The 20,877-nt window shown below is 73.1% G+C and carries 14 protein-coding genes, 1 tRNA gene and 1 riboswitch; of the genes, 8 read left to right on the forward strand and 7 right to left on the reverse strand.

Going from position 1 to position 20,877, the window contains the following annotated elements; translation table 11 throughout:
* Nucleotides 1-48: 48 nt before the first annotated feature.
* On the reverse strand, nt 49-1,167 hold the full coding sequence (locus ACIQPQ_RS36475) for an undecaprenyl/decaprenyl-phosphate alpha-N-acetylglucosaminyl 1-phosphate transferase (protein WP_401312966.1): 1,119 nt from the start codon (nt 1,165-1,167) through the stop codon (nt 49-51).
* A 286-nt stretch (nt 1,168-1,453) separates the two neighbouring features.
* Here ACIQPQ_RS36475 and ACIQPQ_RS36480 point away from each other — a divergent pair, with 286 nt between their 5' ends.
* Together ACIQPQ_RS36480 and ACIQPQ_RS36485 are read left to right on the forward strand one after the other, a co-directional pair.
* Nucleotides 1,454-3,745 (forward strand): heterodisulfide reductase-related iron-sulfur binding cluster, encoded by a 2,292-nt coding sequence (locus tag ACIQPQ_RS36480; RefSeq protein ID WP_401312969.1) that lies wholly within the window; start codon nt 1,454-1,456, stop codon nt 3,743-3,745.
* Nucleotides 3,746-3,953: 208 nt separating this feature from the next.
* The gene (locus tag ACIQPQ_RS36485) at nt 3,954-4,979 is read left to right on the forward strand and encodes a Yip1 family protein (RefSeq protein ID WP_401312972.1); all 1,026 of its coding nucleotides are present in this window, start codon (nt 3,954-3,956) and stop codon (nt 4,977-4,979) included.
* Nucleotides 4,980-5,081: 102 nt separating this feature from the next.
* Here the strand turns inward: ACIQPQ_RS36485 and ACIQPQ_RS36490 are convergent, their stop codons facing one another.
* Nucleotides 5,082-7,370, reverse strand: coding sequence for an MMPL family transporter (locus ACIQPQ_RS36490; protein ID WP_401312974.1), 2,289 nt, complete (start codon nt 7,368-7,370; stop codon nt 5,082-5,084).
* A 235-nt stretch (nt 7,371-7,605) separates the two neighbouring features.
* Here ACIQPQ_RS36490 and ACIQPQ_RS36495 point away from each other — a divergent pair, with 235 nt between their 5' ends.
* Nucleotides 7,606-8,769, forward strand: a complete 1,164-nt coding sequence (locus tag ACIQPQ_RS36495; protein WP_401312977.1) for a sensor histidine kinase — start codon at nt 7,606-7,608, stop codon at nt 8,767-8,769.
* 113 nt (nt 8,770-8,882) lie between these two features.
* Here ACIQPQ_RS36495 and ACIQPQ_RS36500 read toward each other — a convergent pair whose 3' ends face one another.
* Genes ACIQPQ_RS36500 through dcd form a run of 3 tightly spaced genes read right to left on the reverse strand, consistent with a single transcriptional unit; the run spans nt 8,883 to nt 10,681 of the window.
* Nucleotides 8,883-9,563: a response regulator gene (locus tag ACIQPQ_RS36500; RefSeq protein WP_401312980.1), complete on the reverse strand. Its 681-nt coding sequence runs from the start codon at nt 9,561-9,563 to the stop codon at nt 8,883-8,885.
* Between the two features lie 6 nt (nt 9,564-9,569).
* A complete protein-coding gene (locus tag ACIQPQ_RS36505) occupies nt 9,570-10,109 on the reverse strand; it encodes a phosphoribosyltransferase (RefSeq protein WP_383768683.1) in 540 nt (179 codons plus the stop codon).
* Nucleotides 10,106-10,681 (reverse strand): dCTP deaminase, encoded by a 576-nt coding sequence (gene dcd / locus ACIQPQ_RS36510; RefSeq protein WP_383768680.1) that lies wholly within the window; start codon nt 10,679-10,681, stop codon nt 10,106-10,108. Before dcd ends, ACIQPQ_RS36505 begins: the two co-directional genes overlap by 4 nt.
* A 592-nt stretch (nt 10,682-11,273) precedes the next feature.
* On the opposite strand from dcd, the gene ACIQPQ_RS36515 reads away from it, so the two are divergent.
* A tRNA-Gly gene (locus ACIQPQ_RS36515) sits at nt 11,274-11,347 on the forward strand.
* 324 nt (nt 11,348-11,671) lie between these two features.
* A complete protein-coding gene (locus ACIQPQ_RS36520; protein ID WP_401312984.1) occupies nt 11,672-11,815 on the forward strand; it encodes a hypothetical protein in 144 nt (47 codons plus the stop codon).
* A gap of 208 nt (nt 11,816-12,023) precedes the next feature.
* On the opposite strand, the gene ACIQPQ_RS36525 is transcribed toward ACIQPQ_RS36520, so the two are convergent.
* Both ACIQPQ_RS36525 and cobN read right to left on the reverse strand, forming a co-directional pair.
* Nucleotides 12,024-12,464: a hypothetical protein gene (locus ACIQPQ_RS36525; protein WP_401312987.1), complete on the reverse strand. Its 441-nt coding sequence runs from the start codon at nt 12,462-12,464 to the stop codon at nt 12,024-12,026.
* A gap of 429 nt (nt 12,465-12,893) precedes the next feature.
* Nucleotides 12,894-16,559 (reverse strand): cobaltochelatase subunit CobN, encoded by a 3,666-nt coding sequence (cobN, locus tag ACIQPQ_RS36530; protein ID WP_401312990.1) that lies wholly within the window; start codon nt 16,557-16,559, stop codon nt 12,894-12,896.
* Between the two features lie 51 nt (nt 16,560-16,610).
* Nucleotides 16,611-16,686, reverse strand: a riboswitch (cobalamin riboswitch).
* 321 nt (nt 16,687-17,007) lie between these two features.
* Between cobN and cobG the strand changes: the two genes are divergently transcribed.
* From cobG to ACIQPQ_RS36545, 3 genes are all read left to right on the forward strand, one after another.
* On the forward strand, nt 17,008-18,387 hold the full coding sequence (gene cobG / locus ACIQPQ_RS36535) for a precorrin-3B synthase (RefSeq protein ID WP_401312993.1): 1,380 nt from the start codon (nt 17,008-17,010) through the stop codon (nt 18,385-18,387).
* Between the two features lie 205 nt (nt 18,388-18,592).
* Complete coding sequence (locus ACIQPQ_RS36540; protein WP_401312995.1) at nt 18,593-19,261, forward strand: precorrin-8X methylmutase; 669 nt, start codon at nt 18,593-18,595, stop codon at nt 19,259-19,261.
* The gene (locus ACIQPQ_RS36545) at nt 19,258-20,817 is read left to right on the forward strand and encodes a precorrin-2 C(20)-methyltransferase (RefSeq protein WP_401312998.1); all 1,560 of its coding nucleotides are present in this window, start codon (nt 19,258-19,260) and stop codon (nt 20,815-20,817) included. The genes ACIQPQ_RS36540 and ACIQPQ_RS36545 overlap by 4 nt, the downstream gene beginning before the upstream one ends.
* The last annotated feature ends 60 nt before the right edge of the window (nt 20,818-20,877 follow it).

The raw sequence follows: 20,877 nt of genomic DNA on the forward strand, positions 1-20,877 counted from the left end.
ACTCAACTCTTATCTGTTCCTTACACGCAAGTCGCCTCTGACCTGCGGCTACGCCATACGGCGCATCGCGCGCGCGGGGGTTTCCACGGGCCGCCGAGGGGGCCGGACGAGCGGCGCCGCCTCCCGCCGGAGCCGTCCCCGGTGCCGTACGTCGCGCTGCGGACCCGGTGCGGGACGCGCGCCGCGCGCCGCGGAACGGCCTCCGCGCGCGGGTACCCGCCACAGTCCGAGGACCACCAGCAGGGCGCCGCCCGCCACCCAGAGCGGGGCGCGCGCGCCGAGCCAGCCGGTGTGCACCAGCGTTCCCACGAGCACCCCGGCGAAGGCGGCGGCCCCGACGAGCACGGTCGCACCCGCCGCGGTGAGGCCCAGCCGCCGCAGCCGGTGGGCGAGATGGTCCGGCCCCCGCCGCAGCAGCGGGTGCCCGGCGGTGCGGCGGACCAGGACGACGAGGACGGCGTCGGCGACGGCGACGGCGGTGAGCGCGAACAGCACCCCCGCGCCGGTGGCCGCGTCCTGGCCCGCGCGCGCGACGACCGCCGCGGCGGCGAGCAGGAAGCCGGTGAACATGGCGCCGCAGCCGCCGAGGGCCACGCGCGCGGGCGGCCAGTTGTGCATGAGGAAGCCGGTCAGGGCGGCGGCGAGGACGCTGAGCAGCACGGCGAGCCCGTCCAGCACCTCGGCGGCGGCGCAGGCGGCGACCCCGAAGGCGGTGACGACGCCGACCGTGCCGACCACCCCGTCGGCGTGGTCCAGCGCCCGGAAGGCGAGGGCGACGCACGCGATCCAGCCGACGGCGGCGATCCCGGCGGGCACCCCGGTGTCGCCGTACGGCACGACGCAGGCCGCCGCCGTGGCCGTACCGGCCACCAGGAAGCGGGTCTTGAGGCGCCAGCGGTCGGCGGCGAGGCCGAGGGCGGCGACCGCCCCGGCGGCGCCGAGCAGCGCGCCCACGCCCTCGCCGAGCGGGGCGAACCCGGCGCGGTCGCCCGCGACGGCGACGGCGCAGGTGGTGAGGACGACGGCGACTCCCCCGGACAGCGGCACGCGTCGCTGCCGCTGCCGCCGGTCGGCCAGGCCCAGGCGCAGGGCGGGGCCGCGCAGCAGGGCGGCGAGGAGGGCGGCGAGGAGCAGGGCGGTGGCGGCGGCGGTGATCCCGTAGAGCACGGCTATAAATTAGTCATAAATGTATCAATTTGGTACGAATAACACGGTCGGCTTTCGAGTGACGGCCGATCGGACCCCGGCACCGCGCCCACCAGCGCTTTTCCGGCGCGTCTCCGGGATCGCCCTGCGGATCGCTGAGGTGACCCTCAGCGATCCAGATCACCCCGTGCCCGGCTACAGTGCGGCGAGAGATGGGGGTACTCTCAGACAGACTGCATAAGTTACCGCTTAGTAATTTCGGGTATCCGTCCCCGACGAGACCCCCTCGCAGGCCCGAGGAGCCCCCATGCAACTCGCCGCGATCATCGTGTCGCTGGTCCTGACCGTGGTCGGCGTCGCGCTGCTCGCACGCGCCATCGGCCAGTTCGTCCGCTACTTCAAGCTGGGCCAGCCGGTCCCGGCGGGCACCCGGACGGACAACCCCTATCAGCGCTCCGTGACCCTGACGCGCGAGTTCCTCGGCCACACCCGCATGAACCGCTGGGGCATCGTCGGGTTTGCGCACTGGTTCGTCGCGGTCGGCTTCCTGACGCTCCCGCCGACCCTGGCGCAGGCCTTCGGCCAGCTCTTCCAGGCGGACTGGACGCTCCCGGTCATCGGCGGTTTCCTGCCGTTCGAGCTGTACATCGAGTTCATCGGCGTGATGACGATCCTCGGCATCGCCGTGCTGATCGTGATCCGCCTGCTGAACCTGCCGTCCCGGCCGGGCCGCAAGTCCCGCTTCGCGGGCTCGAAGTCGGGTCAGGCGTACTTCGTCGAGTACGTCATCCTCACCATCGGCCTCGCCATCTACGTGCTGCGCGGCCTGGAGGGCGCGATCCACCACGTGGAGCACTACGAGGCCGCGTACTTCGCCTCGTATCCGCTGGTCCTCGCCTTCAAGGGCCTCGGTGTCGGCACGCTCCAGAACCTGATCTACCTCACCGCGATGGTGAAGATCAGCACCTCGTTCATCTGGATGATCGTGGTCTCGCTCAACACCAACATGGGTGTGGCGTGGCACCGGTTCCTGGCGTTCCCGAACATCTGGTTCAAGCGGGAGGCGTCGGGCGGGACGGCGTTGGGCGGGCTGCTGCCGATGACGTCGGGCGGGAAGCCGATCGACTTCGCGGACCCCGGTGACGACGACGTGTTCGGTGTCTCCCAGGTGGAGCAGTTCTCGTGGAAGGGCCTGCTGGACTTCTCCACCTGTACGGAGTGCGGGCGGTGCCAGTCGCAGTGCCCCGCCTGGAACACCGGCAAGCCCCTGTCCCCGAAACTGCTGATCATGTCGCTGCGCGATCACGCGCACGCCAAGGCCCCCTACCTCCTGGCCGGTGGCGGCAAGTCCATGGAGGGGGAGGAGAAGGCGTCCCCGGAGCAGCTGAAGGACGTGCCCGCCGCCGCCCTCGCGGAGGCGGAACGCCCGCTGATCGGCACCGCCGAGGAGGGCGGGGTCATCGATCCGGACGTGCTGTGGTCGTGCACGACGTGCGGGGCGTGTGTGGAGCAGTGCCCGGTGGACATCGAGCACGTCGACCACATCGTGGACATGCGGCGCTACCAGGTGATGATCGAGTCGGCGTTCCCGTCCGAGGCGGGCACGATGCTGAAGAACCTGGAGAAGAAGGGCAACCCCTGGGGGCTGGCGAAGAAGCAGCGCCTGGAGTGGCTGAAGGAGGTCGACTTCGAGGTCCCCGTCGTCGGGAAGGACATCGAGGACCTCTCCGAGGTCGAGTACCTGTACTGGGTGGGCTGCGCGGGCGCCCTGGAGGACCGCGCGAAGAAGACCACGAAGGCGTTCGCGGAACTCCTCCACATCGCCGGGGTGAAGTTCGCGATCATGGGCGGCGACGAGAAGTGCACGGGTGACTCCGCGCGCCGGCTGGGCAACGAGCCGCTGTTCCAGGAACTCGGCATGGAGAACGTCATGGCCCTCAACATGGCGTTCGGCGAGGAGATGGACGACGACGGCAACGTCACCCCCGAGTCCCGCAGGCCGAAGGCGTCGAAGAAGATCGTCGCGACGTGCCCGCACTGCCTGAACACGATCGGCAACGAGTACCCCCAGCTCGGCGGCGACTACGAGGTCGTCCACCACACCCAGCTCCTGCAGCGCCTGGTCGACGAGGGACGCCTCATCCCGGTCACCCCGGTCGAGGGCATCATCACCTACCACGACCCCTGCTACCTGGGCCGTCACAACAAGGTGTACACCCCGCCGCGGGAGATCATCGCGAGCGTCCCGGGACTGCGCAACGAGGAGATGCACCGCCACAAGGAACGCGGCTTCTGCTGCGGCGCGGGCGGCGCCCGGATGTGGATGGAGGAACGGATCGGCAAGCGCATCAACAACGAACGCGTCGACGAGGCCCTCGCCCTCGACCCCGACATCGTCTCCACCGCCTGCCCCTTCTGCCTCGTCATGCTCACCGACTCCGTCAACGGCAAGAAGAACGATGGCAAGGCCAAGGAGTCCATCCAGGTCGTCGACGTCGCCCAGCTCCTCCTGGAGTCGGTGAAGACCCCCGTCGACGACGAGCCCCCGGCGGGCACGTCGGAGGCGGAGAGCGCGCCGGAGCCCGAGCCCGTGAAGTGACGTCGGCGCACCGACCGCCGGTGAGACAGCCGCACGCAGGCTGACCGGCGGTCAAGTGCCCGGCCCGCAGGCCGGGTTGTGAGGCCCCCGTCCCCTCCGGGACCGGGGGCCTCTCCCGTACCCGGCCCGACACCCTTGGCCTCCCCCGCAGGTACTACGGGCCCGCCCTCCGCAGGCCGTACGGGTCCCCCTGATCCCCCCTTAGGGGATGTCACAGGTCGGCCGCAAAGGCCCTTCCCGGGGCCCCGGCCCCGCACGTGATCCCCCCGGACCAGGTACGTTCGACGACGTGGCTGGATTCAGGATCGGACGTGGCGGCCGGGACGGCCGCGCCCCCCAAGCGCGACCCCAGAACCCTCCCCAGGGGCAGCAGAGACCCCAGGGAGGGTCCTACGGCTACCCGCAACCGCCGCAGCCCCCCGCGTACCCGCAGCAGCAGCCCCCGTACGGCCGTCAGCAGCCGTACGGGCAGCAGCAGCCGTACGGGGGCGGCGCGGGCGGTGGCCAGGGCGGGCACGGCGGCGGCGAACCGGAGTACTTCGGCGGGGGCGACCCGTACGGCGCAGCGGGCCCCGACCCGTACGCGGCGAACAATCCGGGGCACACCCAGGCCTTCTCGATCGACGACCACCAGCAGTACAGCCAGGGCGAGACCTACCACGCGGGCGCCGCGGCCCCCGCCGGTCCGGTCGGGCCGCGCCTGCACTGGAAGGCCCTGCTGCGCGGCATCGTGCTGTCGCCCGCGCAGACCTTCCTCCAGATGCGCGACTACAGCCTCTGGGGCCCCGCGCTGGTCGTCACCTTCCTCTACGGTCTGCTCGCGGTCTTCGGCTTCGACGACACCCGCGAGGACGCGATCAACGCGACGCTGTCCAACGCGATCCCGATCGTCCTGACGACGGCCGTCGCGATGGTGCTGAGCACCTTCGTCCTCGGCGTGGTCACGCACACCCTCGCCCGCCAGCTCGGCGGCGACGGCGCCTGGCAGCCCACGGTCGGCCTGTCGATGCTGATCATGTCGCTCACGGACGCCCCGCGGCTGGTCTTCGCGATGTTCCTCGGCGGCGACGCCTCCTTCGTGCAGCTCCTCGGCTGGGCGACCTGGGTCGCCGCGGGCGCCCTGCTCACGCTCATGGTGAGCCGGTCCCACGACCTGCCCTGGCCGAAGGCGCTGGGCGCGTCCGCGATCCAGCTGATCGCGATCCTGTCGATCGTGAAGCTGGGCACGTTCTAGCGGTCAGGGAGTTCCGGGGCGCGCCGCCCCGGCCCGTACGACGAGGAAGGCCCCCGGCGGACGCCGGGGGCCTTCCTCATGGGCCGTGGGTGCCGGGCGGGATCAGCCCCGCTCGCTGTACTCGGGAACCCGCGCGGAACGGTCCCCCGCCCCCGCCCCTTCCAGCGGCGCCGCCCCGGTCAGCTTCTCGCCCTCGATGTCGACGTGCGGCAGGACCCGGTCGATCCACCGGGGCAGGTGCCAGGCCCGCTCGCCGAGCAGCGCCAGCACGGCCGGCACGAGCGTCATCCGGACCACGAAGGCGTCCAGCGCGACCGCGACGGCCAGGCCGAACCCGAGGGACTTGATGATCGCCTCGTGGGCGCCGACGAACCCGGCGAACACCGTGATCATGATGAGCGCGGCCACCGTCACCACCCGCGCGCTGTGCCGGAACCCGGTCGCGACCGCCGTCCGCGGGTCGGCGCCGTGGACGTACGCCTCACGCATCCGGGTCACCAGGAAGACCTGGTAGTCCATGGCCAGGCCGAAGACGATGCCGACCGTCAGGATCGGCATCAGGCTCATGATCGGGCCGGTCTGCTCGATGCCGAACAGGTCCTTCAGCCAGCCCCACTGGAACACCGCGACCAGCGCGCCGAACGAGGCGAGCACCGACAGCAGGAAGCCGACGGCCGCCTTGAGCGGCACCAGCAGCGAGCGGAACACCAGGATCAGCACGAGGAACGCCAGCCCCACCACGAGCAGCATGTACGGCACGACGGCCGCCGTGAACTTGGCCGACGTGTCGATGTTCAGCGCCGTGCTGCCCGTGACCAGGCCCCGGGCGCCGGTCTCGGCCTCCGTGCGGTCGGCCAGGTCGCGGATGTCGCCGACCAGCGCCTTCGTGGCGTCGCTCGCGGGGGCGCTGCGCGGGACGACGGTCAGGATCGCCGTGTCACCGGCCGGGTTGAAGGCGGCGGGCGCCACCGTCGCCACGTCGTCCAGCTCCGCCAGGTCGGACGCGAAGCGGTCGGCCGCGGCCCGCGCGGCGGCCGGGTCGGCGTCGGTGACGACGACGGTCAGCGGGCCGTTGAAGCCGGGGCCGAAGGAGTCGGCGAGCAGGTCGTAGGCCTTGCGCTGGGTGGTGGACACGGGCTGCGAGCCGTCGTCGGGCAGGCCCAGCTCCAGCCTGGTCGCGGGCAGCGCGAGCACCCCGAGGGCGAGAACGGAGACGACCAGCGCGCGCACGGGCCGCCGCAGGACGGCGTCCACCCAGCGGGCGGCGACACCGGGCTTCGGAGCGGAGTCAGGGGCGGGGGTGGCAGGGGTGGTGGGGCCGGGGGTGACTGTGGCGCCGGTGGCGTTCGCGCCGGGAGTGCGGCGGCGGGGCGTACGGGTGCGGCCGAGGACGCGTTCCGGGGCGAGGCCGAGGAGGGCCGGGACGAGGGTGACGGCGACCAGGACGGCGACGGTCACCGCGCCCGCGGCGGCCATACCCATCGCGGTGAGGACCCGCAGGTTGACCACCGCCAGCCCGACCAGGGCGATGACGACGGTCAGCCCGGCGAACACGACGGCCGATCCGGCGGTGCCGTTGGCGCGGGCGGCGGCCTCGCGCGCGGGGTGCCCGGCGGCGCGCTCGGAGCGGTAGCGGGACACGATGAAGAGGGAGTAGTCGATGCCGACCGCGATGCCCAGCATGGTGGCCAGCGCGGATGTGTTGCCGTTGAGGTTCAGCGGCCCGGACAGGGCGGTGATCGCGCCCAGGGTGACGCCCACCCCGACGAGGGCGGTCAGGAGCGGCATCCCGGCGGCGACCAGCGAGCCGAAGGTGACGAGCAGGATGACGGCGGCCAGCGCGAACCCCACCGCCTCGGTGACCATGCTCGCCCCGGCGGGCTCCAGGGCGCTGCCGGTCGCCTCCACGGTCAGCCCGGTCGCGCGGCCCGCGTCGAGGGCGGCGTCGAACCGGTCGTGGTCGGCGCCGGTCAGGGCGTCCGCCGTCACCCCGTAGGTGACCTGCGCGTACGCGGTCGTGCCGTCGGCGCTGACGGTGCGGGCGGCGAACGGGTCGGTGACGGCGGCGACGCGCGCCGAGGAGCCCTCGACGTCCGCCAGGACCGCCGCGACGGCCTCCCGGTTCTCGGGGCCGGTGATCCGCTGCCCGTCGGGGGCGCGCAGGACGATGCGGGCCCCGGCGCCCTCGGCGTTCGCCGCCGGGAACTTCTCCGCCAGCAGGTCGAACGCCTTCTGGGCCTCGGTCCCGGGCAGGCTGACGGCGGTCTCCGTGGCGCCGGTGGCACCGGCCGCCGCCGCGCCGGACCCGCCGAGGACGGCGACCCAGAGCAGCAGGACGAGCCAGCGCCGCCGGAAGGCGAAGCCGCCGATCCGGTAGAGGAAAGTGGCCATGGGGTGAGCACTCCGTACGGAAGAGGGGGCGAGGCGGGGTGGGGCGGGGAGCGGGGCGCCCGGCGGGAACGGGCGGGGCGGGCGCCGTGGACCCATGCTCAGGGCGGGCGGCGGACCGGCGCGTCGGCCGGACGTACCCGTACCGGCCCGGTGCTGTCGGCCGTTCGGCCGACAGCACCGGGCGGACCGTCCTCCCTAGGCTGGGCGCGTGGACTGGGATCTTCCGTTTTCTCCCGTGATCAGACGCCTCGTCGGCGGCACCGTCGTCCTGGCCCTCGTGCTCACCTGGGTCGCCGACCTGGCGCTGCTGAGCCGCAGCGGCAGCCCCTGGCACCCGGCGACGAACTGGGTCCCGGCGCTGGTCACCGGCCCGGTCGCCGTCCTCGCGCTGATCGACACCCCTTGGTCGCCGCCGCTCCAGGTGCGGGCGGCGGCGATGGCGGTCCTCTCCGTCGCCGTGACCGGGTGGTGTCTGGCCGCCCCCCAGTACCAGGCGTCGGTGGGCGCGCTGGAGGGGTCGGGGCTGCTGTTCCTGCTGGTGTGCACCCTCAGCGAGATCAACCGCCCGACCCGGACCGCCCTCGTGTCGGCGGGCCTGGCCGCGGCGGTGCTGCTGATGGCGCTGCGGCACCGGTCCGTCGGCACCTTCGTCCCGGCGACCTACATCCTCACCGTGGCCCTCGCCCTGTGCGTCGCGCTGGGCTTCGTCATCCGGGCCATGGAGACCCGCCGACGGCGCGCCGTCGAGGACGTACGGCAGGCCGAACGGCTCTCCCTGGCCCGCGATCTGCACGACCTGATCGCCCATCACATGACCGGCATCATCGTGCAGGCCAACGCCGCCGCGACCATCCACGCCACCGCGCCCGAGAAGATCGAGCCGATCCTGCGCACCATCGCCGCGTCCGGCACCGAGACCCTGGAGTCCATGCGCCGCCTGGTGCGGGTGCTGCGGGAGGACGGCCACCCCGCGCCGCTCCCCGGCGACCTGCTCGGCGAACTCGCCGACCTCGTCGCCCGCTACTGCGCCACCGCCGTCTCCGGCGCCCCCGCCGACCAGGCCCGCCTGGAGGCGACCGCCACCGCCCGCACCGCCCGCCTGGACCCGGAGGTGGAGATCTCCGTCCACCGGCTGGTGCAGGAGGCCCTCACCAACACCCGCCGCCACGCGCCCCGGGCCCGGGTGACGGTCCAGCTCGACGCGGACGACACCTGGCTGCACGTCTCCGTCGTCAACACCGCTTCCCCCGGCCACGATTCGGCCCCCGCGGGCGGCCGCAGCGGCTTCGGCCTCATCGGCCTCCAGGAACGCGTACGGGCCCTCGACGGCACCTTCCACGCGGGCCCCCTGCCGTACGGCGGCTGGCAGGTACAGGCGGACTTTCCCCGGAAGGGGTGAGGGGACGGAGTGAGAGGACGGGGTGAGGGGCGCCGTGCCGGGTTGGACGGCGACAGGCGGACCGTCCGCACCGTACTCACCCTTGGGGTCTACGGGTCTACGGGTCTACGGGTCTACGTCCGGGGTCCGACGACCCCGTGCTCCCAGACCCAGGCGGCGACCTCGACGCGGTTGCGGACGTCGAGCTTGACCTGGATGCGCCCCAGGTAGGTCTTGACGGAGGACAGCGACAGGAACAGCTCGGCGCAGATCTCCTGGTTGGTCCGCCCGACGGCGACGAGCCGTACGATCTCCAGCTCGCGCGCGCTGAGCCCGCCCCCGGCGCCGGTGCGCCCGGTGTCCGCGGCGGGCGGCCCGCCGCGCCCGATCTCCTTCAGCAGCCGTACGGTCACGGCCGGGGAGACCAGCGCGTCGCCGCGCGCCGCCGCCCGGACCGCCTCGACGAGCAGTTCGGGCGAGGCGTCCTTGAGGAGGAACCCGCAGGCGCCGTTGCGCAGGGCGGTACGGACGTAGTCGTCCTGGTCGAAGGTGGTGATGACGACGACGTTGAACGGGACGGCCGCCCCGGGTCCCGCGAGCTGCCGGGTGACCTCCAGCCCGTCGAGGCGGGGCATGCGGATGTCGGCGAGCACCACGCGGGGACGCAGGGCGCGGGCGAGGGCGACGCACTCGACGCCGTCGGCGGCCTCGCCGACCACGGTGATGTCCGGCTGCGCGTCGAGGATCAGCCGGAACCCGGCCCGGACCAGCGGCTGGTCGTCCGCGACGACGACGTCGATGGGCGCGCCGTCCATCCGGGACTACAGCGCCTCGGTGTTGGGGCGGGCGGCCTCACCGCTCCGGCTGACCGGGGGCAGGACGCTCCAGGGGAAGTTGATCCAGTCGTCGGTGCGCTTCCAGACGTACTCGCACTTCACGAGGGAGTGGGACTTCTCGTAGATGACGGCGCTGCGGACCTCGGCGACGGTGTCGAGGCAGAAGTCGCGGACCAGCTTGAGCGTCTTGCCGGTGTCGGCGACGTCGTCGGTGATCAGGACCTTCTTGGCGGAGAAGTCGACGAGGTCGGGGACGGGCGCGAGCATGACGGGCATGTCGAGGGTGGTGCCGACGCCGGTGTAGAACTCGACGTTGACGAGATGCAGGTTCTTGCAGTCGAGGGCGTAGGCGAGCCCGCCGGCCACGAAGACGCCGCCGCGGGCGATGCTCAGCACGACGTCGGGGACGTACCCGTCGTCGGCGACGGCCTGCGCCAGCTCGCGCACGGCGACCCCGAACGACTCGTAGCTCAGGTTCTCCCGCCGCTCCTGCCCGTTCGGGCTCTTCGGCGCCCCGTCGCTCACACCTGGGTCCGGTGGAAGTTGAGGAAGGAGCGGGAGGCGGTGGGTCCGCGCTGCCCCTGGTAGCGGGAGCCGTAGCGCTCGCTGCCGTACGGGTGCTCGGCGGGCGAGCTGAGCCGGAACATGCACAGCTGCCCGATCTTCATGCCCGGCCAGAGCTTGATGGGCAGGGTGGCGAGGTTGGACAGCTCCAGCGTGACGTGCCCGGAGAAACCGGGGTCGATGAACCCGGCCGTGGAGTGCGTGACGAGACCGAGCCGCCCGAGGGAACTCTTGCCCTCCAGCCGGGAGGCGAGATCGTCGGGCAGCGTGATGACCTCGTACGTCGAGGCGAGGACGAACTCACCGGGGTGGAGGATGAACGGCTCGTCCCCCTCCGGCTCCACCAGCCGCGTCAGGTCCGCCTGCTCGACGGAGGGGTCGATGTGCGGGTAACGGTGGTTCTCGAACACCCGGAAGAGGCGGTCGAGACGTACGTCGACACTGGAAGGCTGCACCATCGATACGTCGTAGGGATCGATCCGCACCCGCCCGGCGTCGATCTCGGCCCGGATGTCCTTGTCTGAGAGAAGCACGCCCTGAGGATACGCAAGGCGCGCGAACCGCCCACCACCAGGACGACCCGCGCGCCTCTCTGCTGCCGCTTGCCTATCGCTTCGTGAGAGTGACCGGTACGGCGCTGCGCAACCGCGCGCAGCGGGGGCACCGGACGAGCCGGCCGGGGCCGAGCCGCTCGGCCTGCTGCATCGGGAACGAAGCGGTACTGAACACGTGCCCATCGGCACAACGGACGACGGTGCGCTCCATCAAGTCCAAGAGTCCCTTCCCCAAGAGAGCCCCGCCCGACGCCTGCTCGCCGGACGACGAAAGCCACATTACGGGAGAAACAGAGGCCCTTGGCGGGCGGCACTCCGGGGTGGGGGCGGGCCGCTCGGCGCCCCTTCAGCGTCGGATCGACCGCGCGCGGGGACCGGCCTCACCGAGGGGCGCGCACGAGGATACGCCCCTCGACCCGGCGGCCACCGTACGCCCCAACTCCCCTCCCCCGCACCCCGATCCGGCCACCCCTCCGACCACGAACGCGGACCGCCCCACGGCTTCAGCGCCGGGGGGCGGGCATGGGGTAGAGTGACGAGGCATTCAGACACCGCACCACCGGTGTCACGTGCGGGTGTAGTTTAATGGTAGAACATCAGCTTCCCAAGCTGAGAGCGCGAGTTCGATTCTCGTCACCCGCTCCATGAGAAACCCCCAGGTCGATGACCTGGGGGTTGTTTGTTGCCCTGACCGTGGGCAGGGTCCTTGCACTGAGCTTTCCAAGCCGTCGATCTGTCGCTGCTCTGCGGTAGATCGACATCCCGTGAACCGGCTTGCCTCTCGGCTGTTCTCCCCGCCGTTCGCCGACGACGGACAGTCCAGGGGAGATCAACTTGGAGATGAATTGTCGTGATTCAGGCATAAAGCAGCTTGAATCGGCCGACTGGGGTCGGGAACGGGAGTGGAGCACCTCCGCCGGGTGACGATGAGTCTGCCGCGCCACGCACCGCCCGGACCAGGGAGGACCGATGGGCAAGCAGGTCAAGTGTGGGTCGACCCAGACCAAGACCGGCAAACGCTGCCAGAATCCGGCGATGATCGGCTACTCCCGCTGCCAGTTGCACCGGGGCGAGTGGACTCCACCGCAGCCGAAGAAGACCAAGAAGCGCTGACCTGAGGTGAGCTTGCCGGGGCAGTTCCGAAGTCGCAAGCCCGGCTGCCCGATCGTGGCTGAAAAGCATTCGGCCACTTTGCATACACGAAAGGGGCCGGGCAGGAAATCCCGCCCGGCCCCTCGCGGGCACTCGGTGAATTCAGGCGTTGGCTGAAAACGGACTCTCCCGATGTCGGGTTCAGCCAAAATTCAACGACTGCGAGATGCTAGGCCTTACCCTTGCATACGGCCGTGGAGCCTCCCGGCGTCCCTATGCTCACCCACACCGTTCGACCCTCGGGGATGTCAAAATTCATGTTGACCGAGTCGCCGGTCCAGAGCGCCCGGTCCCAAATCCTTTCGACCTTCGAGCCGTCGGCCGACGCCCATTCCACACTGACCGTCATGGAGGCTCCCGCCCAGTTGCGGGCCGACAGCGTCTCGCCCTTGCCCTTGAAGGACGCTCGGGCGGCCTTCGTGGAGTCGCTCGTCCTCCAGAGCGAGGCGACCAGGTCGTTGGAACCGGGGTCGCCGTCGGCGGCCCACTTGTCGCAGCTGGTCGACCACGCTGCCGCTTGGGCCGTTCCCGGAACGGCCAAAACGAGCGTCGTGGCTGCGGCCATCAGGACAAAAGCCCCCGTGAAATTCGCTTTCTTGGTGATGCGCATACGTCTGTCCTCCAGATGCTCAAGCAAGAAACTCAGTCAGCATGGACAACAGGGGATTTCTCTCCCTTCGAATGCGTCACATTCCCCCTGGAACGCGAGGGAGGTCACCCCTCGCGGCGGTACAACTTTCCCACGATCCACTTTGATCTACAATCGCAAACACGTTTTCTTGAGGGTCACTTGAGCTTCGGAGCCCTCGCGACAGCTGTAATCGGAATGCCGAAGTTCGCTTCGTCTTCTGACAAGCGCAACGTTCGATCGTCACTACGGTTCGGTCGGCTCGGCGTCGCGTCTTCGGTGCACGCGGGAGGGACAGTCGCCGGGTCGGGGCGACTGTCGGTCCAGGTGGGTCTCGCTGGCGTAGGTGAGTGGCTGGGGGTGTGGGGGCGGAGGCGTATTCGGCTCCGCCCCCACACCCCCGGCTCAGGCTCAGCCCTCGCCGGAGTCCGAGTCCCCGTCCCCGTCCCCGTCCGACTCCAGGTCCCCCTCTGTCTCCAGGTATGTCTGGCGGAGGGCTTCCAGGATCTGGGGGTCGGGCTTTTCCCACATGCCTCGGGATTCTGCTTCGAGGAGGCGTTCGGCTATGCCGTGCAGGGCCCAGGGGTTGGCCTCCTGGAGGAAGGCGCGGTTGGTGGGGTCGAGGACGTAGGTCTCGGTGAGCTTGTCGTACATCCAGTCGGCGAGGACGCCGGTGGTGGCGTCGTAGCCGAAGAGGTAGTCGACGGTGGCGGCGAGTTCGAAGGCGCCCTTGTAGCCGTGGCGGCGCATCGCCTCGATCCACTTGGGGTTGACGACGCGGGCGCGGAAGACGCGGGAGGTCTCCTCGACCAGGGTGCGGGTGCGGACCGTCTCCGGGCGGGTGGAGTCGCCGATGTACGCCTCGGGGGCGGAGCCGCGCAGGGCGCGGACGGTGGCGACCATGCCGCCGTGGTACTGGAAGTAGTCGTCGGAGTCGGCGATGTCGTGCTCGCGGGTGTCGGTGTTCTTCGCGGCCACCGCGATGCGCCGGTACGCCGTCTCCATCTCGTCGCGGGCCGGGCGGCCGTCGAGTTCACGGCCGTACGCGTAGCCGCCCCAGACGGTGTAGACCTCGGCGAGGTCGGCGTCGGTGCGCCAGTCGCGGGAGTCGATGAGCTGGAGCAGGCCCGCGCCGTACGTGCCGGGGCGGGAGCCGAAGATGCGGGTGGTGGCGCGGCGTTCGTCGCCGTGCTCGGCCAGGTCCGCCTGGACGTGGGCGCGTACGTGGTTGGCCTCGGCGGGCTCGTCGAGGGAGGCGGCCAGCCGTACGGCGTCGTCGAGGAGGCCGACGACGTGCGGGAACGCGTCGCGGAAGAAGCCGGAGATGCGGAGGGTGACGTCGATGCGGGGGCGGCCCAGCTCCTCCTGGGGGACGGCCTCGACGCCCGTGACGCGGCGGGAGGCGTCGTCCCAGACGGGGCGGACGCCGAGCAGGGCGAGCGCCTCGGCGACGTCGTCGCCCGCCGTGCGCATCGCGCTGGTGCCCCACAGGGAGAGGCCGACGGAGACGGGCCAGTCGCCGTGGTCGGTGCGGTAGCGCTCCAGCAGGGAGTCGGCGAGGGCCTGCCCGGTCTCCCACGCGAGGCGGGAGGGGACGGCCTTGGGGTCGACGGAGTAGAAGTTGCGGCCCGTCGGCAGGACGTTGACCAGGCCGCGCAGCGGGGAGCCGGAGGGTCCCGCGGGGATGAAGCCGCCGTTGAGGGCGTGGACGACGTGGTCGAGTTCGGCGGTGGTGGCGGCGAGCCGCGGGACGACCTCGCGGGCCGCGAACTCCAGGACGGCGGCGACCTGTTCGCCGTGGGTGTCGGGGACGGCGGCCGGGTCCCAGTTCGCGTCGTCCATCGCCTGGACCAGGGCGCGGGCCTGCTCCTCGGCGGCGTCGGCGGTGGTGCGGGTGGCGGCGGACTCGTCCAGGCCGAGGGCCTCGCGCAGGCCGGGCAGGGCGGTGGTGCCGCCCCAGATCTGGCGGGCGCGCAGGATCGCCAGGACCAGGTTGACGCGGTCGCCGCCGGCGGGCGGGGCGCCGAGGACGTGCAGGCCGTCACGGATCTGGGCGTCCTTGACCTCGCACAGCCAGCCGTCGACGTGGAGGAGGAAGTCGTCGAAGCCGTCGTCGTCGGGGCGGTCCTCCAGGCCGAGGTCGTGGTCGAGGCGGGCGGCCTGGATCAGCGTCCAGATCTGGGCGCGGATCGCGGGCAGCTTCGCCGGGTCCATCGCGGCGATCTGGGCGTACTCGTCGAGAAGTTGCTCCAGGCGCGCGATGTCGCCGTAGGAGTCGGCGCGGGCCATCGGCGGGACGAGGTGATCGACGAGGGTGGCGTGCACGCGGCGCTTGGCCTGGGTGCCCTCGCCGGGGTCGTTGACGAGGAACGGGTAGATCAGCGGGAGGTCGCCGAGGGCGGCGTCGGGGCCGCAGGCGGCGGAGAGGCCCGCGTTCTTGCCGGGCAGCCACTCCAGGTTGCCGTGCTTGCCGAGGTGGACCATGGCGTCCGCGCCGAACCCGCCGTCGGCGGCCGGGGCGGCGACCCAGCGGTAGGCAGCCAGGTAGTGGTGGGACGGCGGCAGGTCGGGGTCGTGGTAGATCGCGATGGGGTTCTCGCCGAAGCCGCGCGGCGGCTGGATCAGGACGAGCAGGTTCCCGAAGCGCAGGGCCGCGAGGACGATGTCGCCCTCCGGGTTGGCGCTGCGGTCCACGAACATCTCGCCCGGCGCGGGCCCCCAGTGCTCCTCGACGGCCGCGCGCAGGTCGCCGGGGAGGGTCGCGAACCAGCGGCGGTAGTCGGCGGCCGGGATACGGACCGGGTTGCGGGCGAGCTGCTCCTCGGTGAGCCAGTCCTGGTCGTGGCCGCCCGCCTCGATGAGCGCGCGGATCAGCTCGTCGCCGTCGCCGGAGGCCAGGCCGGGGATGTCGGCGCCGCCGAAGTCGTAGCCCTCCTCGCGCAGGCGGCGCAGCAGGGCGACGGCGCTGGCGGGGGTGTCGAGGCCGACGGCGTTGCCGATGCGGGAGTGCTTGGTCGGGTAGGCGGACAGGACGAGGGCGAGGCGCTTGTCCGCCGCGGGTATGCGGCGCAGGCGGGCGTGGCGTACGGCGATCCCGGCGACGCGGGCGGCCCGCTCGGGGTCGGCGACGTAGGCGGGGAGGCCGTCGGCGTCGATCTCCTTGAAGGAGAACGGCACGGTGATGAGGCGGCCGTCGAACTCGGGCACGGCGATCTGGGTGGCCGCGTCGAGCGGGGAGACGCCCTCGTCGTTCTCCTCCCAGGTCTGCCGGGAGGAGGTCAGGCACAGCGCCTGGAGGATCGGCACGTCCAGGGTGGGCAGGGCGCCCGCGTCCCACGACTCGTCGTCGCCGCCGGCGGAGGCGCGCGCGGGGGTGCTGCCGCCCGCGGCGAGGACGGTGGTGACGACGGCGTCCGCGGCGCGCAGTTCCTCGATCAGCTCGGCCTCGGGGGCGCGCAGCGACGCCACGTACAGCGGCAGCGGGCGGCCGCCCGCGTCCTCCACGGCCTCGCACAGGGTCTGGACGAAGGCGGTGTTGCCGCTCATGTGGTGGGCGCGGTAGTAGAGCACGGCGATCGTCGGGGCGTCTGCGGCGGCGTCGGCGTGCGGGGTCCGCGCGGTGCGGTCGGCGCCGTCGGCACGGGCGGTGCGCTCCAGGTGGCCCCAGGAGGGCGCCGGGGCGGGGGCGTCGAAGCCGTGGCCGGTGAGCAGGACGGTGTCGGAGAGGAACCGGGCCAGCTGCTCCAGGTTGGCGGGGCCGCCGTGGGCGAGGTAGGCGTGCGCTTCGGCGGCGATGCCGACGGGCACCGTGGAGACGGCCATCAGCTGGGCGTCCGGGGCCTGTTCGCCGGTGAGGACGACGACGGGGCGGCCGTCGGCGAGCAGCAGGTCGAGGCCCTCCTGCCAGGCGCGGACCCCGCCGAGGAGACGGACGACGACGAGGTCGGCGCCGTCCAGCAGGGCGGGCAGGTCGTCCAGGGGGAGCCGGGCGGGGTTGGCGAACCGGTAGGGCACCGGTCCGTCGGCCGCGCGGGCGCTGAGCAGGTCGGTGTCGGACGTCGACAGGAGCAGGATCATGCGGCGTCGGCCTTCCTCGGGGTCCGCGCCCCGGGCGGTGAAAGACGGCGGGAGTTCCTGACTCGCCCGGCCCCCGGGGACCGGACTCACAGTGGCGGGACCGCGCCGGAGTCGCACCGGCTTCCTCCCCTGTCGCCGTCGTGGCGACGGCGGACCGGTTGATCCACCACGGGCATAGTAAGCGGCCCGGTCAACGGGGCGGGGGGCGGTGAGGGGCGGGGGAGCGCAGGGGGTGACGGGTACGGGGAGGGGGTGATGGGGCGACGGGTGACTGGGCGGGGAGGCGGGCGGGGCCCGGAGCCCGGCGAGGGGGCGAGGAAGCGGTGCGGGGTGGTGGGCCGCGGGCGGGCCGCCGTAGGTGACTCGCCAGTAGGGTCCGGTGGCCGGGCCACGTATTCGTCCGAGGACCCGAAGAGCATCCGAGGTGATGGTCGGTATGCTCGCCGCCATGTCCTCCGTGCCCCCGCCCGCGTCGTCCCAGGCCACACCGGCCGTACGGGACCGGGGCGACGCCTGCCCGGGGACGCTGCGGCTGCACGACGCCGCCGACGGGGCGCTGGCCCGGGTCCGGGTGCCCGGCGGGGTGCTCACCGTCCGCCAGGCGCGCGCCCTCGTCGACGCGGCCGGGCGGTGGGGCGACGGCGAACTGCACCTCACCTCGCGCGGCAACGTCCAGCTGCGGGGGCTGCGCGACGCCTGCGGCGCGGACCTGGCCGGGCTGCTGGACGCGGCCGGGCTGCTGCCGTCCCGGTCCCACGAGCGGGTCCGCAACGTCGTCGCCTCCCCCCTGTCCGGCCTGGACGGGCGCGGCGCCCTGGACGTACGGCCCTGGCTGGTCGCCCTGGACGCGGCGCTGTGCGCGAGCGGGGCGGCGCGGGAGCTGTCGGGACGGTTCCTGTTCGCGCTCGACGACGGGCGCGGGGACGTGGCCGCGCTGGACGCCGACATCACCGTACGGGCCGTCCCCGACGGGGGCGCGCTGGTGCGGCTGGGACCGGCGCCGGACGCGTACGCCGTCGCCGCGGACGACGCCCCGGCCGCCGCGCTGCTGGCGGCGGAGACCTTCACCGACGTCGTCCGGCGGTCCGGCGCACGGGTCTGGCGGATCGGTGAACTGGGCGCGCGGGCTGGTGAGTTGGGGCGCCTCGTACGGGAGCGGTTCGCCGCGTCCGGCATCGGCGCCGATCCGGTAGGTCTCGGCGCCGACCCGGTGGCCCTCGGCGCCGACCCGGTGGCCCTGCCCTCCGACCCCGCCGACCCCGCGTCCCGTACGGAGGGACCCGCGCCCGGTGTCCTCGGCCGCGCGCTCTCCGTCCACGCGCCCCTCGGGCGCCTCACCGCGCCCCAGTGGCGGGCGCTGGCCGACGTGGCCGCCGGGTTCCCGGACGGGGAGCTGCGGCTGACGCCGTGGCGCGGGGTCGTCGTACCGCTCCCCCGCGCCCTCGCCGCCGACCGGGCCGCCGCCGCGCTGGACCGGCTCGCCGCGACCGGCCTCGTCACCGACCCGGCCTCCCCCTGGCCGCGCGTCGGCGCGTGCACGGGCCGGCCGGGGTGCGCCAAGTCCCGCGCCGACGTCCGCGCCGACGCCGCCCGTACCCTCCCGGCGGCGGGCCGCTCCCGGCTCCCGCTGTACTGGTCCGGCTGCGAACGCCGCTGCGGCCACCCCCGCGGCGCCCACGTCGACGTCCTCGCCGCGCCCGACGGCGGCTACCGCCTGACCGGCCCGGACCCCGGCCGCCCGGGGTCGGTGCCGCGCACCGCCGACCTGCCCGGCACCGACCCCGACCCCGCCCGCCTCGCCGCCGCGCTGGCGGCGATCAGCCCATGAGCCGCCGCACGACGCCCCGGAACCGCCGCACGGCCACCACCGGTTCCACCGGTATCACCAGTACCGCCGGCGGCATCCACACCACCGGCACCACCCGCACCACCGGGCGCCGCACCCTCGTGCGCCCCGCCCCCGCCCCCGCCGCAGGACCCGACGACCGAGCCGCACGACGGCCCAGAGCAGCGAGACCAGGACCGTGACCCCCGTGACCTCCTCCGAGCACGAGTACGCCGATAGGTACCCGCACCCGTACGAGTACGAGAAGGACGGCGCGGCGATCTACCGCCAGTCCTTCGCCACCATCCGCGCCGAGGCGGACCTCGCGGACCTGCCCCCGGACGTGGCGCAGGTCGCGGTCCGCATGATCCACGCCTGCGGCATGGTCGACCTCGTCCGCGACCTCGACTTCAGCCCCGCCGTGGTGACCCGCGCGCGGGCCGCGCTGCGCGCCGGGGCGCCGATCCTGTGCGACGTGCAGATGGTGGCCAGCGGCGTGACCCGCAGGCGGCTGCCCGCGGACAACGAGGTCGTGTGCACGCTGTCCGACCCGGCCGTGCCGGGCCTCGCCGCCGAACTCGGCACCACCCGCTCCGCCGCCGCGCTGGAGCTGTGGCGGGACCGGCTGGAGGGCGCCGTCGTCGCCGTCGGCAACGCGCCCACCGCGCTGTTCCGGCTGCTGGAGATGATCGACGCGGGCGCCCCGCGCCCGGCCGCCGTCATCGGGGTGCCGGTCGGCTTCATCGGCGCGGCCGAGTCCAAGGACGCCCTGGCCGCCCACCCCGGCGGCCTGGACCACCTGGTCGTGCGCGGCCGCCGCGGGGGCAGCGCCCTCGCCGCCGCCGCGCTCAACGCCATCGCGAGCGAGGAAGAATGAGCGGCAACGTGAACGGCACGCCGAGCGGCAAGCTGTACGGGGTCGGGCTCGGCCCGGGTGACCCGTCCCTGATGACCGTCCGGGCCGTCGAGGTCGTCGCGGCGGCCGACGTCGTCGCCTACCACAGCGCCCGGCACGGCCGGTCCATCGCCCGCTCGATCGTGGCGAAGCACCTGCGCGCCGACCAGATCGAGGAAGCGCTCGTCTACCCGGTCACCACCGAGGCCACCGACCATCCGGGCGGCTACCGGGGCGCCCTGGAGGAGTTCTACGCCGAGGCCGCCGCCCGGCTCGCCGCCCACCTGGACGCGGGCCGCACCGTCGCGGTCCTCGCGGAGGGCGATCCGCTCTTCTACGGCTCCTACATGCACATGCACAAGCGGCTCGCCGACCGCTACGACACCGAGGTGATCCCCGGTGTCACCTCCGTCTCCGCCGCCGCGGCCCGCCTCGGCACGCCCCTCGTCGAGGCGGAGGAGGTGCTGACGATCCTGCCGGGCACGCTGCCCGAGGAGGAGCTGACCGCGCGCCTCGCCGCGACCGACACGGCCGTGGTGATGAAGCTGGGCCGCACCTTCCCCAAGGTGCGGCGCGCCCTGGAGGCGTCCGGGCGGCTGCCGGAGGCGCGGTACGTCGAGCGGGCCACCATGGCGGGCGAGCGGCTCGGCGAACTGGCCGACGTGGACGCGGAGTCGGTGCCGTACTTCGCGGTGGCGGTGCTGCCCAGCCGGGTCGGGGGCGGGGCCTCGCCGACGGAGTCCGCCGTGACGGAATCGGACGTGGCGGAGTCGGCCGGTGAACGGGACGGCGGTGAGGTCGTCGTCGTGGGGACCGGGCCCGCCGGGCCGCTATGGCTGACGCCCGAGTCGCGGGGTGCGCTGGCCTGCGCCGACGACCTGGTCGGCTACACCACCTACCTGGACCGCGTCCCCGCCCGCCCCGGTCAGCGGCGGCACGGCTCGGACAACCGGGTCGAGGCCGAGCGCGCCGAGTTCGCGCTCCAACTGGCCCTGCGGGGGCGGCGGGTGGCCGTCGTCTCCGGGGGCGATCCGGGCGTCTTCGCGATGGCCACGGCCGTCCTGGAGGCGGCCTCGGCGAAGGAGTACGCCGACGTCCCCGTGCGCGTGCTGCCCGGCGTGACCGCGGCCAACGCGGCGGCGGCCCGCGCGGGCGCCCCCCTCGGGCACGACTACGCCACGGTCTCCCTGTCCGACCGGCTCAAGCCCTGGGACGTCATCGCGGAACGCCTGCGCGCCGCCGCCGCGGCCGACCTGGTGCTCGCGCTCTACAACCCCGGTTCACGCAGCCGGACCTGGCAGGTGGGCGCGGCCCGTGACCTGCTGCTGGAGCTGCGGGAACCGGGGACGCCGGTGGTGGTGGCGCGGGACGTGGGCGGCGCGGACGAGTCCGTACGGATCGTGCGGCTGGCCGACCTCGACCCGGACGAGGTCGACATGCGGACCGTCCTGCTGGTCGGCTCCTCGCAGACGCGGGTGGTACGGCGCGGGGACGGCCGGGAGATCGTCTGGACGCCGCGGCGCTATCCGGAGGCGTGAGGGCGACTGCCGTCGGGGGCGTGAGGGGTGGCAGTCGGCGGGGCTTGGTGGCGGCGCCGG

This window comes from Streptomyces sp. NPDC091281, assembly GCF_044757425.1.
Taxonomy (GTDB): domain Bacteria; phylum Actinomycetota; class Actinomycetes; order Streptomycetales; family Streptomycetaceae; genus Streptomyces.

Bases quoted from the DNA above. Each gene is read 5' to 3' on its own strand.
- ACIQPQ_RS36480 (WP_401312969.1), top strand. From the start codon at position 1,454: ATGCAACTCGCCGCGATCATCGTGTCGCTGGTCCTGACCGTGGTCGGC.
- ACIQPQ_RS36485 (WP_401312972.1), top strand. From the start codon at position 3,954: ATGTCACAGGTCGGCCGCAAAGGCCCTTCCCGGGGCCCCGGCCCCGCA.
- ACIQPQ_RS36490 (WP_401312974.1), bottom strand. From the start codon at position 7,370: ATGGCCACTTTCCTCTACCGGATCGGCGGCTTCGCCTTCCGGCGGCGC.
- ACIQPQ_RS36500 (WP_401312980.1), bottom strand. From the start codon at position 9,563: ATGGACGGCGCGCCCATCGACGTCGTCGTCGCGGACGACCAGCCGCTG.
- ACIQPQ_RS36520 (WP_401312984.1), top strand. From the start codon at position 11,672: ATGGGCAAGCAGGTCAAGTGTGGGTCGACCCAGACCAAGACCGGCAAA.
- ACIQPQ_RS36525 (WP_401312987.1), bottom strand. From the start codon at position 12,464: ATGCGCATCACCAAGAAAGCGAATTTCACGGGGGCTTTTGTCCTGATG.
- cobN (WP_401312990.1), bottom strand. From the start codon at position 16,559: ATGATCCTGCTCCTGTCGACGTCCGACACCGACCTGCTCAGCGCCCGC.
- cobG (WP_401312993.1), top strand. From the start codon at position 17,008: ATGTCCTCCGTGCCCCCGCCCGCGTCGTCCCAGGCCACACCGGCCGTA.
- ACIQPQ_RS36545 (WP_401312998.1), top strand. From the start codon at position 19,258: ATGAGCGGCAACGTGAACGGCACGCCGAGCGGCAAGCTGTACGGGGTC.